This window comes from Mesorhizobium sp. M0998 (assembly GCF_040318885.1).
In the GTDB taxonomy this organism is placed as follows: domain Bacteria; phylum Pseudomonadota; class Alphaproteobacteria; order Rhizobiales; family Rhizobiaceae; genus Mesorhizobium.
This window is the reverse complement of sequence record NZ_JAMYND010000001.1, coordinates 40391-55986: the sequence shown is the minus strand read 5'-3', so window position 1 is coordinate 55986 and position 15596 is coordinate 40391. Positions and strand designations below refer to the sequence as shown.

Here is a 15596-nt window from a genome sequence, read left to right as displayed (position 1 = left end):
AATGCTAAAGCCGCCAAACCTTCATATCGCGAACGCAGCGCCGACGTCTTCGGTGCTGACCGGTTATGACGAAGATCGCATGCTTACTTATATCCGGCTGCTCGACGCTTCGGCGGAAGGAACGGACTGGCGCGAGGTCGCCCGCATCGTCCTGCATCTTGATCCGGAGCGGGAGCCGGAGAGGGCTTTCCGGGCGTGGGCGACACATCTGGCGCGAGCACGATGGATGACCAGGAAGCGGAACGAGTTGCGCCAATTGCATGATGAGTGGTGGGGATGAGCACCATCTAAGCGGAACTGCCGTCAGGTCTGGCCGTTGAGGGAGGAGGCCAATATGGAAAAGCGCCCAATGACTTCTTGGCCAGCCAATACTTTCGAGCTGTGCTGCCTTCTTGCAGTTCCGCTGTCGCTTATCCTTACCGTTTTACTGGCTGGTCTCATCCTTAGCTGACCCCGCATGGTTCCTTGCCGAGGGGCTGGGTCGTGATCCGATAAGATCCGGAACCGTTACTTTACAGCCGCCGCCATCACATCCGAAAACAGCGCCCGCTCCACCGCCGGTTCCAGCGTTTCGGCGAAGGGCGTCGCCAGGTGGTGGCGGTCGCGGAAGGCTAGTTTGCCGTCGATGAAGACGTGGCAGGTGGTCTGGTCGCAAAAGCGGTCGGTCATGTCGATGTAAGCAGCGTTCGGTGTCGAGCGCACGATATCGCGCTCGATGGTGGCGATGTCGTCGTTTGCCGCCATGATCCTCGGCGTGTCGCATGTCGCGGGCGTCTGGCCCCGCCACAGCGCCCGCGCCACGCACTTGTCGGCGTAGCTTGCATTGTAGGGAACGTCCCTGATGACCGCGACCTTGATGCCGGCCTGGCTGAAGGCCTGAAGCGTCCAGGTGAGGCCCGTCCGCCACTGCGCTTGCCAATCGGCGTGCCTCAACTCCTCGGGCGATTCCTTCATCACATTGCCGATCGAGAACTCCGAGATCACCACCAGTTGGGGGTGGAGCGCGATGATGTCCTTGACCGACTGCTCGCGCCATTGGTCGCATTCGGTGTAGTCGCGCTTCAGCCGCCAGTTCCAGGTCGTCACCCGCGAAGCCCGGCAGGAGGATTTGAGAAAGGTGACGACGCGAAAATTGTTCTTCTCGGCCGCCTTGATCAGCGGCGTCGACCAATGGTCGGCATGCGAGTCGCCGAACAGCACGACCGAGCGCTGGGCATCCTTGCGGCCGAACATGCAGGGTTTTGGCTTGACGGTCTCGAAATCGAGCACGCAGCCGCCATTGCTCGCGCGCACAGTGGAGAGCTGCGCGGCGCTGTCGGCGATGACGTGCTGTTCGGGGCTGAGATTGTGCTCGGCAAAGCGCGCATTGCCATAGGCCGCGACCACGCCGGCGCCGGTCAGCGCGACGGCGGGCACCAGCGCCCGCGCTGCTCCGGCCATCAGCCAGCCGTTGCGGCGGATCGGGTTCTCGATGAAATGATAGGTGAACATCGACAGAAACAGCGTCAGCGCCGCGCAGGCAAGGCGGTCCAGGATGGACAGGCTGGGAACCACCATCGCCGCATAGACGATGACCGGCCAGTGCCAGAGATAAAGCGAATAGGACAGCCGGCCCAACCATTGCATGGGCGGCAGCGCCAGCGGGGCGCTCGGCAGATTGCGGCCGCCGCTGCCGCTGAGCAGCAGCAGCACGGTGCCGACAACAGGCGCCAGCGCATTCACCCCGGGAAATGGCGAGTCTTCGTCCAGCATCAGATAGGCCCAGGCGATCAGCGCCAGACCGAGGCATGCCTGGAGCGTGGCCAGCAGCGGCCGGTCGCGCCAGATCTTTGCCGGCGCCATGGTCGCGAGGCCGCCGGCGGCGAATTCCCAGGCCCTGAGCGGCGAGAAATAGAAGGCCCAGGGCTGCGACACTTCCGTCAGCCAGGCGCAGGCGGCGAAGGAGGCCGCGCCGGCGACGCCGATGACGATTATAGCGGCGCGCTTGCCGGGACGCAGCCAGGCGGCGGCAAGAAGCAGCGCCGGCCATGCCAAATAGAACTGTTCCTCGACCGAGAGCGACCAGAAGTGGATGAACGGGTTGTTGGTGGCGTCGGCGGCGAAATAGTCGAACGACCAGCGGATCAGCCAAAGGTTGATCATGTAGGCGGAGGCGAACATGGCGCCCTTCGAATAAAGCGCCTGTTCCTCGGGCGACAGGATGAAGTAACCCGCGAACAGCGTGGCGAGGATGACGAACAGTGCCGCCGGCAACAGGCGCCGGGCGCGCCGGGCGTAGAAGCGCCAGAGGTTCAGCCGCCCGGTCTCGGTAATTTCCGTAACCAGGTGGCGGGTGATCAGATAGCCGGAGATGACGAAGAAGATGTCGACGCCGGCAAAGCCGCCGGGCAGGCCGGACAGACCAAAATGGAAGGCGATGACACCCGCCACCGCCAGCGCGCGCAGCCCTTCGATGTCAGGCCGAAATGATGCCGACACAATCACCTCATGCAAGGAATGCCCACCTCGCAGAGGCTCGACCCGATGCGACGATATTGCAATGCAACAAATCTAACGCAGTGCAACATAGGGGGAGGGCGCGGCTCCTCCAGTTCCTCGCGTGGGCGGTTCACTCACACGAGCGATTCGAGAGCCACTGATATGGAAGCGAAGCGAAGGGTGCCGAGGCGATCACGCCTTTTTCAAAAACTCGGTCTTCAGCACCAGGCCCTTCACCTGCCTGGTGCTGCATTCGATCTCGCCGGGATTGCCGGTGAGGCGAATATTCTTCACCAACGTGCCGCGCTTGATCGTCTCCGACGTGCCTTTGACCTTGAGATCCTTGATCAGGGTCACGGAATCGCCCTCGTGCAGCGCCGTGCCATTGCTGTCTCTTATGATCGCGTCGGTCATGGCAGGTCTTTCGTGGGACTCCGGTGGGAGGTGGTCGGGCCAGTCCCCGGCCTATCCCACGCTCGGCGACAAGGTCAAGCGTCAAGCGGGGTCAAGCGTCAAGCGGGCCGTCCGCCAATACTATGCGGGAACGGCCGACCGGAAAACCCAGGTTGCAAGCAGACGGTGCCCCTGGACCATAATGTCATTGCCGCTCCGGCCGGCGTCGCGATTTCAAATGGCTAGGCACCCGCCGGTATGAGTGCGGACTGGAAGGTCGCGAAAGGGCCGCCCGCCCTTTCGCTTGGCCCCATTTCGCTTGGCAAGAAGCCGACGGTTACTTGTTGAGCTGCTTGGCCATCTTGCAGAAGTCGGCATGCATCTTGGCAATGCCTGCGTCGCTGCATTCCTTCAACATCATGGCCCGGTCGCTCGTGGACATGGCCATCCATGCCGCCTTGAATTCGGCTTCCGACTTCATGGTCTTCATGCCGGCGTCGGTGAAGAAGGGCGTCATTTTCTGCGGATCGTCGAGCGCCGAAGTGCCAGTGGCACCGGCGGCAAGCGCTGCGCCGGTCATCATCGAAAGGGCCATCGCGCCCATGCAAAGCGTCTTGAAGTTCATGATCATTCCTCCTGAGCTGCTGCTTTGAGGTTGTCCATCAGCGATCTACGAAGGAACGGTGTTTTGACCCAAAAGTTCCACGTTCTGGCGCAGACATGGAACAGGATTGCCCGTGACGTCATTAATGCAAAAAATTCTACCATGACTGAATTTGCCGCGCTGCCGACCAGGGCAATCGGCGTCCAGCTGGGTGAGACGCTGCGAAGTTGCAGGCCGGCTCAATATGCCCGATCATGGCGACGGCGGAGCGGAGGTATCAAGTGGCGGCAAATCGTCGAAACGACGCGCACCTGTCGGAGCCCCGGCGGGCGGGCATCGTTTCCGCGGCCAGGGCGCTTCCGCGCACATCGTTGCCCAGCGTAGCGTCGGTCGTGACGGCCGTCGCGGCGCTCTATTTCGGGCGCGAGGTCTTTCTGCCGATCGCAATCGCGCTGCTGCTTACCTTTGCGCTCGTGCCCATGGTGTCGGCACTCAAGCGAGCCGGCATTCCGCGTCTTCCGGCCGTGATCGCCAGTGTGCTCGGCGCATTCACCGTGCTGGCGCTGTTCTCCTTCATCGTCGCCACGCAGGTCAGTGAACTGGCGCAGAACATTCCGCTCTACCAGGCGAATATCCTGACCAAGGTCCGGTCGCTCAAGGAAACCGGCGTCGGCGGCGGCATCGTTTCCAGATTGAGCCGGGTGATCGAACGCGTCGGCCAGGAACTCGACAGACCCGAGCCCGTACAACCCGCCGCCGATCAGCCTCCGCGGGAACCGATCCCGGTCGAAATCGTCGCGCGCGAACGACCGCTCGAGGTCCTCCAGAATCTGATCGGCCCGCTGCTGAGCCCGCTGGCATCGGCCGGACTGATCGTCGTGGTCGTCATATTCATGCTGCTCGAGCGGGAGGACCTGCGCGATCGCTTCATACGCCTCGTCGGCTATGGCGATCTGCATCGAACCACCGAGGCGCTGCAGGATGCCGGCAAGCGCGTCGGCCGCTATCTGCTCATGCAACTGGTCGTGAACATCGTCTATGCCGTCCCGATTGCAATTGGACTTTGGCTGCTGGGCATACCCAATCCATTGCTGTGGGGTTTGCTGGCGCTGGCGCTGCGCTTCGTTCCCTATATCGGCCCGGTCATCGCGACGCTGTTGCCTCTGTTCCTGGCGCTTGCCGTGGCGCCCGGCTGGTCGCTCGTGCTCTGGACCGCAGGGCTTTTCGTCGTGGTCGAACTGATCACCGGCAACGTGATCGAACCCTGGCTCTACGGCTCGCGCACCGGGCTGTCGCCATTGGCCATCATCGTTGCGGCGATATTCTGGACCTGGCTCTGGGGGCCACTGGGCCTGGTTCTGTCGACGCCGCTCACGGTCTGCCTCGTCGTGCTCGGCCGCCATGTGCCGCAGTTCGAATTCCTCGACGTTCTGTTCGGCAACGAACCCGTGCTCGAACCGCACGCCCGGCTTTACCAGCGGCTGTTGGCCGGCGATCCCGAGGAAGCGACGGACCATGCCGAGGAGATGCTGGACGAAGAATATCTGGTCGAGTTCTACGACAAGGTCGCGATTCCCGCACTTCTGCTCGGCGAGCAGGACCGGGTGCGTGGTGTGCTGAGCGACGAGCAAAGACAGCAGGTCGCGGGCAGCGCGCTGACGATGGTGGCGAACCTCGACGACAGCGCGCAGGAGGAGGCGGAAGCGGACGACACGGCCGCGGCCGAGGACAACGGCTCACGCGAGGACAAGCACGTTCAGGGGGAGGTTCAGGGCGAGGAGTACACCGAACTGCCGGATGGCACGGGCATGTCGGTGCTGTGCGCCGGCGGGCGCGGCGAACTCGACGACGCGGCGGCCGCCATGCTGGCCCAGGTGCTCGAGGTCCAGGGCGCTACGGTGTTGAGAGCGAGCTTCGCCGAGATGGAACCGGGGAGCATTCGCCGCCTTGAGTTCGACGCCGTCGATAGTGTCGTCATCGGATTTTTGAACCGGGATTCCGTCAAGCACGGGCGGTTCCTGGTCCGTCGGCTGAAACGCACCAAACCAAGGTTGCGAGTGGGCATCGTGTTGTGGTCGGAAGCCGACAGCGACAACCAGGAGGCAGATGCCAGATTGGCCAACGAGATCAACGCCGATTTCGTCGCACATGGCATGGTAGACGCGGTGCTCGGTGCGTTGTCCAGCGCTCCGCCGGTGGCGCTGAAGACCACCGCCAAACGCCGCATGCGCCGCCTGACGCCGGCGCGCAAGAAAGAGCCGCTCCCCGCGGCAAAATGAGTGCGGCGAAGACTGCGGCAGGTCGGGTTATTACCGCTTTCGCGAAAGTGGTAATAACGAAACGGATCAGGTTATCTTCGCAAGGTCGCCCTGAACCATCCGCCACTGCAAACGGCGCCAACCTTCATACAGTCCAGAAATAGCGCACCGTATGGAAGAAGACCGGGGCGGCGAAGACCAGGCTGTCGGCACGGTCCATCATGCCGCCATGGCCTTCGATCAGATGGCCCCAGTCCTTTACGCCCTGATCGCGCTTGATGGCGGAGGCGACCAGCCCGCCAAGGAAGCCCATCAGGCAGGCGATGAAGGCGACGCCGGCTGCCTGCAGCGGCGAGAACGGCGTCAGGAACGACAGCAGCGCGCCGAGCAGGCTCGACGCCGCCAGCCCGCCGACCAGCCCCTCCCAGGTCTTCGACGGCGAGACCGTCGGCGCCAGGAGATGCCGGCCGAACAGCTTGCCGAAAATATATTGCAGCACGTCGCTGCCTTGCACGGTGATGATCAGGAAAGCGATCAGCAACAGGTTGCGGCCTTCGAAGCCTGGCACCTCGAGCGTCAGCAGCGCCGGCACGTGGCTGACGCAGTAGACCGAAATCATCACCGCCCATTGCTGCGCCGAGACGCGCTCGAGAAAGCGTTCGGTGTCGCCGTGCAGCGCGGTGATCGCCGGCATCAGCAGGAAGCAGTAGACCGGGATAAAGATGGTGAACAGGCCATACCAGGCGGTCCACACCAGCCAGTACTGGAACGGGACGACGATGCCGAACATGCCGAGCAGCACCCAGTGGTCGCTGCGGCGGCTGTGCGTCAGCGTCACGAATTCGCGCAGCGCGGCGAACGAAATCAGCGCGAACAGGATGGTCATGCCGGGGCGGCCGAAGAAGAAGGCGACGGTGATCGCCACCACCATCACCCACCAGGCATTGATGCGCTGGGTGAGGTTGACCAGCGTCGGCGACAACGGCTTTGGCGCGCGCCATGACAAGACGCCGGCGACGACGCTGGCACTGATCAGCACCGCCAGCAGGCCGACAATCAGAATGAGGGTTTCGTGCATCATCGGCAGCATTTTGCCTTGGTCCTCAATCGTCTCGCTGCGGCCGGGGGTTGAGCGCCAGCAGCGTTTCGCGGGCGCGGTCGAGAAAGGCGCGGCGTTCCTCACCCGGTTGAATGGCGATCGGGGCGCCGAAGACGACGCGGCAAAGCAGCGGCACCGGCACGAATTGGCCCTTGGGCAGCACCCGCGACATGTTCTCGATCCAGCACGGGATGAGCTCGACATCGGGCCGCGCCATCGACAGATTGTAGAGGCCAGAGCGGAACGGCAGCAGCGGTTCGTCGGTCATGTTGCGCGTGCCTTCGGGAAACAGGATCAGCGAGTGGCCCTGGTCGAGCACCGACAGCATGATCGAGATCGGGTGCTGCGTTTCATCCGTCCACTGCCGGTGGATCAGCACGGAAGACAGCATGTCCTCGGCAATGAAACGGCGCAGCCGCGACTTGCTCCAATAATCGGCGGCCGCCACCGCATGGGTACGGGCGCGTTCCTTCTCGCTGAGGCAGGCCGACAGCAGGATGAAATCGCCGTGGCTGGCATGGTTGGCGAAGTAGATACGCTGCCGGTCCGACGGCTGGCTGCCGTTCCAGATCGGCCGCACGCCGGTGACCACCCAGGCCAGTGCCGACAGGCCGATCGAGGTCGCCGTCTGCAGCAGGGTATAGGTGCTGACGCGAAGCTTTGTCATGGACGGGCTCAAAAGAATGCCGCGACGACCGAGGCCGCCGCGAACAGGCTGAAGGCGATACGCTGCTTGGCGAGCAGACGGCGCGTGCCGGCCATCCGCTGGTCGAGCGAGCGGCCACCGGCCGCCGTGGGTTTCAGCCGCATGCGCGCCAGCACGTCGTCGATCGCCGCAGCGCCGCCTGCTTCGCTGGCGTGGCTGGCCATCAGCCGGAACAGCAGCGCGTCGAACAAAAGCAGGGCCGAGAGAATGATTGTGGCTATGGCACCCGCGGCGGCGATCAGCCAGGCCGCCGCGGACAGCGACGATGTTTGCGGCGCAGTCGCCAGGCCGATGACCGGCGCCGCCAGCAAGGCAGCAGCAATCAACAGCAGCGGCCACGCCACCTGCACCATCAGTCCGGCGGCGAACGTCTCGGCCTTATCTCGAAAGGCGGTCATGTCGCCGCGTCCATGCCAAGATGCACAGGTCGGCCCACGGCGGCGAGCTGGCCTCGCGCCTGATCCGGCGTGGCGGCCCGGCCGCTGGCGACCAGCCATTCGGCGACGACGGCGGCGCTGCGCTGGAAGCCGAGCGCACAGCAGACCAGCACCGTGCCCTGGCTCTGCGCCGTCTCGATCGCGGCCACCGCTTGCGCACGTGCCTCGCGAGACGGCGGCAAAAGGTCGACCATGGGCAGGCTCAACCAGCGGATCGAGGCGCCACGCGGCCGTTCCAATTCGCCGGCAAGGTCGATCACCGTGCCGAAGGCGTCGGCCTCGGCGGCGGTCGGAAAACGGCCAAGGGAAACACCGTCGGCGATGACGATCTGCGCCGGGAGCTTTCGCGTCCATGCCCACACATTGACCTTGGCGGCAACCCGGTAGGGCCACAGCAGAAGACGGCTGGCCAGCGACACGCCGCCATCGGCTGTTTTCTGGAACACCTTGGCGCCGGCGCCGGCATAGGCCAAAGCGACTATGGCCAGCGCCAGTGCCGGCCACAACAGGATGAGCCACAGCGCCGAGACCAATGCGCCGGCAGCAGCGCCGGCCAGCGCAAAGGCTGCGCCAAGCGCATAGAACAGCGCCAGGAGCCGCGCTTTCGGGTCCGCGGTCAGGCGGAAGCCGGCGAAAGGCAAGGCGCCGTCGCGCGGAAACAGCCACAGCGCGAAAAGGCCGAGCAGCGCGCCGGTCGGTATGTCGATGAAATGGTGCTGCCACGTCGTCAGCACCGAGGCGCCGATCAGGAAACACCAGACATGCCAGGCGACGCCGGCGATGCCGGTCAATCTGTGACGCCAATGGTCCCAGATGATGACCAGCAGCGCGATATGCAGCGACGGCGCCTGGTTGAAGGGTTTGTCGAAGCCGCCGAGCACGGCGAACATGAAGCCGGGCAGGCCGCTCGTCTGCGGGCGCACGAACGTGGCAGTCAGCGGGAACAGGATGAAGCAGGCGACGGCAACGATCTGTGCCGTCAGATACCGGCCGGCGAGGCGGTCGACGCCGCTCTTCGAGTTGTTCAACAGCAGCGACAAGCCGTAGAACAGGTTGATCGACCAGTAGGGCACGATCGTCCAGGCAAGGAACGGGATGCCGCGCTCCCAGCCAAAGACGATGCTGCCGACGTCGTCGCGCCGCGACGCCAGCCAATTGGCGAAGCCGTAGGTGGCGTAGAAGAACGGCGCCAGAAATGCCAGCCACAATGCGGCGCGCAGGACGATCCCGGGATACGGCTCGCGTGGCAAGGCCGGAAGGGCAGCGGCACCGCGAGGTGAGGCACAGGCAGGCAGGTCCATGCTCAGACGCGCCGCGCGACCGAAACGGTGAAGATGCCCCACTGGTCGATGCGCTGGTCGAGCTTCTCGAAGCCGGCGGCCGCCACCAGCTGGTCCATCTCGGCCTGCGTGCGGCGGCGCATCACCCAGGCCTGGCCGCCGCGGTGCGAGGTCAGGCTGCGCGCGATCATCTCGAGCTGCGGATGCCAGGGCTGGTTGGTGTAGACCAGCAGGCTTCCGGGCTGCATGGCGCTGGCCAGTCCACCGAGCGAGCGGGCGATCATGGCATTGTCGGAAAACAATTCGTAGAGCCCCGAGACGATGGCGAGATCCGGCGCCGGGTCGAGCCCGGCCAGCATCGTGGCGTCGAAGGCGTCACCTTGATGGAACGAGACGGTCGCCGGCAGCTTGCGCTCGGCGATCAGCTTGCGGCCGAGCGAGACGTTCAGCTCGGAGAAATCCTGCAGCCGTACGCTTGCCGGCGGCGCGGCGCCTTTCTGCACGGCATCGAGCACGTAGCGGCCATGGCCGGCGGCGATATCGACGATATGGACCGGCCGGCCGGCGGCCTTGAGCGAGGCGGCGGCGCTGCCGATCAGCTCCTCCAGATGCAGCTTGCGCTGGCGGATGCCGCGCCAGCCGACGGCATCGAGAAAGGTGCGGTCGATCATGCGGCCGATGGGGCTGATGCCGCGCGCCTCGTTCTCATAGACATAGTCGAGCGTCGAGCCGGAATCGAAGCCGGTGGCAATCCCCGTCTTCATGCCGGACGACAGCCAGGCGCCCATGCGGATCGAGGCGCGGCTCATTGCCCAGTAGAGCCCCCTGGGAGACAGCAGCGGCAGCGGCGAGGCCAGCCGGTCGGCCTCGTCGCGTGTGTAGCCGGCGCGGTCGGCCCAGGTCAGGTCGACCGGCTCTTCCGGCGCCGCGAACTGCTTTTCGAGGAAGGGCCTGATCAGGTCGAGTGCCTTGTGGCGGTCGCGCTCGCCCAGCGTGTCGTGGAAGAAGCCGGGCAGCACGTGCCGCTCCTTGGCCGGGCTCGCCAGATTGACGAAGAATTCGTGCTGCGGTCCATGCCGCACCACCCAGTCGCTGCCGGAGATCAGAAGCTGTGTCGGCACGGTGATTGCGCGGGCATCGGCGACGATGCGCGCGGCATGATCGTAGAGCTCGACCAGGATGTTGGAGGCGATCGGCCGGGTGATCAGCGGGTCGGCGTCGAAGGAGGCGATGCGCTCGGGATCATGCGTCAGGAATTTCGCCTTGACGTAGGAATTGACGAAGAAGCGGCCCTTCAGCTTCTGCCACAACGCAATGCCTTGCTTGGCGAAGGGCACGTAGAGCTTGACCGAGAACGCCGGCGAGGCCAGCACCAGGGCGCGAATGTCGGGCGCGTAATCGTGCACCCAGGCGGCGGCAAGCACGGCGCCGAAGGATTGCGCGATCAGCGCGATATCGCGCTGGGCAAAGCCGTCGCTGCCGATCTCGCGCACGAAGCAATCGATGTCGCGCACCAGCGCGGCAAACGACGGCGCATAGCCGCGTTCGCCGGCGGAGCGGCCATTGCCGCGCGCGTCCCAGGCATAGAAGGCGTGGTCGAGCATCTGGAGCTCGTCGACCAGATGCGCCATGCGGCCGCCATGCTCGTGGCCGCGATGGAACAGCAGGATGGCGCCCTTGCGGTTTTCCGACAGCCCCGGCCAATAGCGGTAGAAGATCTCGGTGCCGTCATGGCTCTTGAAGCTGCGCTCCTGCGCCACCCGCTCGATATTGGCTGAAGCCACTGCGGCAACCGTCTGTTGGTGAAGCATGTTGTTCTCCCTGGCGAGACCGGAATTCAGCTGCCGCTCCCGTTAAGACCGCTGCGTATCCGGTTGATGGCGGTCGCCAGCGAGAGTGTAGCCATGGCCGGAAACACGAGCGGCGTGAGCGCTGGGACCCACAGGCCGGACGCGATAAGCACGGCGAGGATGCCGAGCGCCAGCGCCCGGTCGCTTTTGCCGAACGGGCCGGCATAGTTGCGCCCGGTTCCGGCGGCGATGCCGAGCACGCCGGCGAATTCCGCGATCATAGCCGCGATAGCGAATGCAACGACGCCCCAGGCAGGAAAAATGACGGCAAATGCCAGGATCAAAGCGAGGTCGGAGATCATATCGCAGAGCTCGTTGAGATACATGCCGAGCTTCGAGGCCTGGCCATGTTCCCTTGCGAGCATGCCGTCGATCGCATTCAGCGCCATTCGCGTAAACAGCACGAGCGGCATCAGCAGAAAGACCACGCGGTGGCCGGCAAGGGCTGCCACCGCAAGGCCGGCGGCGAGCGAGAGGGCAGCGGCCAGGAGTGTGATCTGGTTGGCGGTGACGCCGGCCCTGGCCAGGCCGTCGGCAAGCGGCCGCAGCCTGGCCTGGAAGGCCGGTTTCAGCGCATAAAGCGTCGGCATATGCGAACCCCCCGGCCGCGGTGCAAATGATGTTGGCGAGGATGGTCAATTGGCGCGCAAGACGCAAGGGCGGCGCCCTGCCACTTTTCGACATCCGGATATGTCGGCGCTAGCTTTCCCTGCCATTGTCGCCCGGGAACCGTGCGGGCAAGCTTTCTTCGGCCGCCGCCCAGGCGCGACTATGATAGCGCCGCAGGATGAGAATGCATGTCGCGAAGACCGCCAGCCCGCAAATCACGCCGGGCGACATGCCCCCGCCGAAAGCGGACTTAACAACGATGCCGGTGAAGACGCCGGCAATGGCGCCGTTGATCGTGCCCACCATCCCCGCGGTGGTCATGAAATATTGCAGCGGCGAGGGTCTGAGGCCCTTGTCGACCAGCACCGCCGAGGGGTCGTCATGCGTGGAATTGACGAGGTATCTTTGCAGGACCGGCGCCAGTTCGACGAAATAGTGGCGGATCCTGGCCATGCCGCGGGCATGCACCATGTCCTCGATGGCAACCTGCACCGCGCGCACAAAGGTGACCAGTCCGATGAAGAAAAGGCAAGGCAGCAAGATCAGGCTGAACAACACGAACGGCCTGCCCATCTCCGTGACCTGCGCGACGAAGGACAAGGCAATCGTTGCGCTTGAGACCGAGGTCAGGAACAGATCGGCTCTCTGGTTCGCTTCCTGAATGGTCGCGGCGCGAGCGTTTTGCAGCACGAAATGCTCGGTCGTCAGGCACTGCAGGGCGTGCTGCGCCTGGTCAGGCGGAACCGGAGCGTCGGGAGAACGGGTCATCGACATTTGCCCGCTTCTGCCCGCCGGAACCGACAGGCAGAAGGGACGTCGTCCTACGAGCCGTCAGGACTTGCCGTCGCCGCCGGTGATGGCGATACGCTTGGCCTTTGCCTGGGCGCGCTCCGTCTTGGGCAGCGTCACGCTGAGCACACCGTTCCGGAACGCGGCGTTCACCTTGTCTTCGTCGACTTCGTAGCCGAGCGGGATACGCCGCTCGAAACGGCCATAGAAGCGTTCGGAGAACTGCCTGTCCTTGTCCTCGGTCTCTTCGCGCTTCTCGCCGCGCAGCGTCAGCACGCCGTCATCGAGCAGCAGCTCGACGTCTTTCTCGTCCATGCCGGGGATCTCGGCGGTGACGCGGATCTCCTTTTCGCTATCGGAGATTTCGACACTCGGCCAGCTGGCGCGGGCAGCGGAGAAGCCACCGAGCGACGGCATCCTCGTGTCGAAGCCGCGGAACGCCTCGTCGAACAGGCGGTTCATTTCGCGATGCAGCGTCAGGAAGGGATCGCCGTCGCCGTTGCGGAACAGGCTGGGGGGCTGATTGTTCTCCCGGCCCCACGGAATGAGATCACGAATAGCCATTGCATAGTCTCCTTTCTCGACTGGTGCATTCAGGCAGCCTGCTTGTTTGCTTCGCCCTGCGCGACCTTCGGCCCGGTCTTCGGCGAGGCGACATCGGTCGCGATGGCGATGCGCCGAGGCTTCATCTCCTCGGGCACCTCACGTACCAGATCGACGCTGAGCAGGCCGCTGTCGAGCGAGGCGCCTGCGACCTTGACGTGATCGGCAAGCTCGAAACGGCGGGTAAAGGGCCGTGTGGCGAGGCCATGATGCAGATACTCCGCGTTGTCCGGCTCCTTGTGCTGGCCGGAGACAATCAGGAGGTTGGGTTCATGGGTGATTTCGAGGTCGTCCTCGGAAAACCCGGCTACGGCGATGGTGACGCGGTAGTTGTTCTCGCCGCTGCGCGCGATGTCATAGGGCGGCCAGGCGTCGAAGGCCTGCGGAGCATTTTCCAGCAGGTTGAAGACGCGGTCGAAGCCGATGCTCGACCGATAGAGCGGGGAAAAGTCGAATGCGGTTCTCATAGCTACATCCTCCATCGAGCAACATAGATACGAGGGGCGCCAAAGAGCTGGCGCTCCCTGGTTCCGCCGGCCCCATTTCGGCGACCGGTGCCTTCGATCTGGTTATTGTCCGCCGCAAGTCAAGACCCGGTGGCTCTCGCGTTGCCGGTTTTTCGGGCCGGTTTTCGGTCGGTTCGGCGAGGCTGCCAATCTCGCCACAAGTGGGGAGATGTCCGGCAGGAGATTGCCTGTTGGTTTCAATTGCCAACGCTGACTTCCCCGGCCGGTTATTGTCTGCAGCAGGTCAAGACCCAGATTTCTTGTGTTGCCGGGCCCGTTCCCGGCACTCGCAGATGGAGCTGACCATGACACGCGACGAGATCATTTCTGTGCTGGGCCCGGTCGACGAAGCCGTGATCGCCGACATTGCGGCGACGGACGGGACGGTCCAGGAATTGCGCGAGGCCCTGGCCTGGATCGCCGCCGACGAGGCGCTGGTGAACGAGGGCCGACCGCTGCCGACGGCAAGGGTAGCGACGCTGATCGAACTGCTGCAAGGGCCGGACGAGGAGGAATAACCGGCTGCTGCCGCGATGCTCTTGAACCGCGCAAAGGGACGAACCATGTCCTTCAGCGGCGCCGGCCGGCCGCCGGTGCCGCCAGCATAACGTTGCTTGCTCAAACAAGAAGACGATCAGAAAACAAGGAGGAAGTGATGGACGACGTCCGCTTCGCCGAGCCGATCACGTTGAAATTCCAATCCAGCGAGCGCAAGGTCGCCAGCAGTTGGGAAGCCATCGAATGCATGCGCCAGCAGTGGCCGGACCGTGCACGCGGCCGGAGCTGGCGCGCCGCCTATCGGACCTGCCGCGACGCGCTCGACGGCTGGCGCACCGCGCGTGATGCGCGCAAGGCCTTCGTCAGGGCGGCGCGCAAGGCTGGATTGCTCGCAGCGGCCCGCAAGCCTGTCGACCACGCCGGCTAGTCCGGACGCCCTCCGATATTGTGAGATCCAAAACAAAGTGGGGGAGAGTCAGCTACCCCTCTCCCCCGCTTCGGAGGCACTTTGTTTGCTGTCTGGCGGCAGATCGGCTTGCTCCTCAGTGGACGGTGATAATGCCATTTACGGCCCGCCATTCGGACGGTTGGATCAGACGGTGATGAGCCACGCGCACCGAATGCAGCGGGCCTTCGATCTCGCGCTCCCAGAAATCGAGGAAATGCTTCAGCGTCGGGAAATCAGGGGCGATATCGTATTCCTGCCAGATATAGAGCTGAAGCAGGCTTCGATGATCGGGCAGGCGGTAGTGGATCTCCGCCGTGGTGAGGCCAAACCCTTGCATCTGGAGCTGAAAGTCCCTGCTGGTCATGCAATCCTTCCTTTCCCAATGAACCTCGGTCTGCAAAACGCCTCGCCTTCCACATAGGTTCCAGCCGCCGGCAAGCGGCTCAGGAGACGGACAGATTTGGAAATCCGGCCGGGTCATCGCGCCGGAAACGGCGAATGTGCGAACAATTACAGCGTATTGGCACTCTCAGGTGTCGAGTGCTAAAATTTTTGCATGATCCTCTTGAAAGCTGAAAAAAGCGCGACTAGTTCGTATGCGCGCGATGCCTTAAGAAGAGATCGCGCACCCCGTGCCGGGCCGATATTGCCGGTCCGGTCAGGAGGATGTTCGAAAATCTGTTTGTCCCGAGAGGAGAACGACATGGCGTTCCGTCCATTGCATGACCGCATCCTGGTCCGCCGCATCGAGGTCGACGAAAAGACCGCGGGCGGCATCATCATCCCCGACACCGCCAAGGAGAAGCCGCAGGAGGGCGAGGTCATTGCCGCCGGTCCGGGCGCGCGCGACGACAGCGGCCAATTGCAGCCGCTCGACGTCAAGGTCGGCGACCGCATTTTGTTCGGCAAATGGTCCGGCACCGAGATCAAGCTCAATGGCGAGGATCTGCTCATCATGAAAGAGAGCGACGTGCTGGGCGTGATCGAAGCCACGGGCGAGATGAAGAAGGCTGCCTGAGCGGGGCCTGAACAAGCATT

The 15596-nt window shown here is 64.1% G+C and carries 18 protein-coding genes; 5 read left to right on the top strand and 13 right to left on the bottom strand.

The window, feature by feature from the left end:
• Window position 1 precedes the first annotated feature (1 nt).
• Window positions 2-280 (top strand): DUF2285 domain-containing protein, encoded by a 279-nt coding sequence (locus tag NKH59_RS00320; protein WP_353020493.1) that lies wholly within the window; start codon window positions 2-4, stop codon window positions 278-280.
• A gap of 227 nt (window positions 281-507) precedes the next feature.
• Here NKH59_RS00320 and NKH59_RS00315 read toward each other — a convergent pair whose 3' ends face one another.
• From NKH59_RS00315 to NKH59_RS00305, 3 genes are all read right to left on the bottom strand, one after another.
• Complete coding sequence (locus NKH59_RS00315; protein ID WP_353020491.1) at window positions 508-2478, bottom strand: acyltransferase family protein; 1971 nt, start codon at window positions 2476-2478, stop codon at window positions 508-510.
• A 192-nt stretch (window positions 2479-2670) separates the two neighbouring features.
• On the bottom strand, window positions 2671-2892 hold the full coding sequence (locus NKH59_RS00310; protein ID WP_023675660.1) for an alkylphosphonate utilization protein: 222 nt from the start codon (window positions 2890-2892) through the stop codon (window positions 2671-2673).
• Window positions 2893-3208: 316 nt separating this feature from the next.
• The gene (locus NKH59_RS00305) at window positions 3209-3496 is read right to left on the bottom strand and encodes a hypothetical protein (protein ID WP_352501220.1); all 288 of its coding nucleotides are present in this window, start codon (window positions 3494-3496) and stop codon (window positions 3209-3211) included.
• A 260-nt stretch (window positions 3497-3756) separates the two neighbouring features.
• On the opposite strand from NKH59_RS00305, the gene NKH59_RS00300 reads away from it, so the two are divergent.
• Complete coding sequence (locus NKH59_RS00300) at window positions 3757-5754, top strand: AI-2E family transporter (RefSeq protein ID WP_353020489.1); 1998 nt, start codon at window positions 3757-3759, stop codon at window positions 5752-5754.
• 124 nt (window positions 5755-5878) lie between these two features.
• Here NKH59_RS00300 and NKH59_RS00295 read toward each other — a convergent pair whose 3' ends face one another.
• From NKH59_RS00295 to NKH59_RS00255, 9 genes are all read right to left on the bottom strand, one after another.
• Entirely contained in the window at window positions 5879-6814 is a 936-nt protein-coding gene (locus tag NKH59_RS00295) for a phosphatidate cytidylyltransferase (RefSeq protein WP_353020699.1), read from the bottom strand.
• A 22-nt stretch (window positions 6815-6836) separates the two neighbouring features.
• Window positions 6837-7499 carry a lysophospholipid acyltransferase family protein gene (locus tag NKH59_RS00290; RefSeq protein WP_353020487.1) on the bottom strand — a complete coding sequence of 221 codons (663 nt, stop codon included), beginning with the start codon at window positions 7497-7499 and terminating at the stop codon, window positions 6837-6839.
• 8 nt (window positions 7500-7507) lie between these two features.
• On the bottom strand, window positions 7508-7936 hold the full coding sequence (locus NKH59_RS00285; RefSeq protein ID WP_352501219.1) for a hypothetical protein: 429 nt from the start codon (window positions 7934-7936) through the stop codon (window positions 7508-7510).
• A complete protein-coding gene (locus tag NKH59_RS00280) occupies window positions 7933-9276 on the bottom strand; it encodes a phosphatase PAP2/dual specificity phosphatase family protein (protein ID WP_353020485.1) in 1344 nt (447 codons plus the stop codon). The genes NKH59_RS00285 and NKH59_RS00280 overlap by 4 nt, the downstream gene beginning before the upstream one ends.
• 2 nt (window positions 9277-9278) lie before the next feature.
• Window positions 9279-11066, bottom strand: a complete 1788-nt coding sequence (locus NKH59_RS00275; RefSeq protein WP_353020483.1) for a bifunctional alpha/beta hydrolase/class I SAM-dependent methyltransferase — start codon at window positions 11064-11066, stop codon at window positions 9279-9281.
• Between the two features lie 26 nt (window positions 11067-11092).
• Window positions 11093-11695 carry a CDP-alcohol phosphatidyltransferase family protein gene (locus NKH59_RS00270; protein WP_353020481.1) on the bottom strand — a complete coding sequence of 201 codons (603 nt, stop codon included), beginning with the start codon at window positions 11693-11695 and terminating at the stop codon, window positions 11093-11095.
• A 109-nt stretch (window positions 11696-11804) separates the two neighbouring features.
• The gene (locus NKH59_RS00265) at window positions 11805-12482 is read right to left on the bottom strand and encodes a hypothetical protein (protein ID WP_352775650.1); all 678 of its coding nucleotides are present in this window, start codon (window positions 12480-12482) and stop codon (window positions 11805-11807) included.
• A gap of 63 nt (window positions 12483-12545) precedes the next feature.
• The gene (locus NKH59_RS00260) at window positions 12546-13067 is read right to left on the bottom strand and encodes an Hsp20/alpha crystallin family protein (protein ID WP_353015520.1); all 522 of its coding nucleotides are present in this window, start codon (window positions 13065-13067) and stop codon (window positions 12546-12548) included.
• Between the two features lie 29 nt (window positions 13068-13096).
• Window positions 13097-13573, bottom strand: coding sequence for an Hsp20 family protein (locus tag NKH59_RS00255; RefSeq protein WP_353015518.1), 477 nt, complete (start codon window positions 13571-13573; stop codon window positions 13097-13099).
• Window positions 13574-13917: 344 nt separating this feature from the next.
• On the opposite strand from NKH59_RS00255, the gene NKH59_RS00250 reads away from it, so the two are divergent.
• Together NKH59_RS00250 and NKH59_RS00245 are read left to right on the top strand one after the other, a co-directional pair.
• Window positions 13918-14130 (top strand): hypothetical protein, encoded by a 213-nt coding sequence (locus tag NKH59_RS00250; RefSeq protein ID WP_245274651.1) that lies wholly within the window; start codon window positions 13918-13920, stop codon window positions 14128-14130.
• Window positions 14131-14267: 137 nt separating this feature from the next.
• Window positions 14268-14537, top strand: a complete 270-nt coding sequence (locus tag NKH59_RS00245) for a DUF982 domain-containing protein (RefSeq protein ID WP_352541165.1) — start codon at window positions 14268-14270, stop codon at window positions 14535-14537.
• Window positions 14538-14652: 115 nt separating this feature from the next.
• On the opposite strand, the gene NKH59_RS00240 is transcribed toward NKH59_RS00245, so the two are convergent.
• The gene (locus NKH59_RS00240; RefSeq protein WP_352457304.1) at window positions 14653-14922 is read right to left on the bottom strand and encodes an usg protein; all 270 of its coding nucleotides are present in this window, start codon (window positions 14920-14922) and stop codon (window positions 14653-14655) included.
• A 339-nt stretch (window positions 14923-15261) separates the two neighbouring features.
• On the opposite strand from NKH59_RS00240, the gene NKH59_RS00235 reads away from it, so the two are divergent.
• The gene (locus NKH59_RS00235) at window positions 15262-15576 is read left to right on the top strand and encodes a co-chaperone GroES (RefSeq protein ID WP_352457303.1); all 315 of its coding nucleotides are present in this window, start codon (window positions 15262-15264) and stop codon (window positions 15574-15576) included.
• Window positions 15577-15596: the final 20 nt, after the last annotated feature.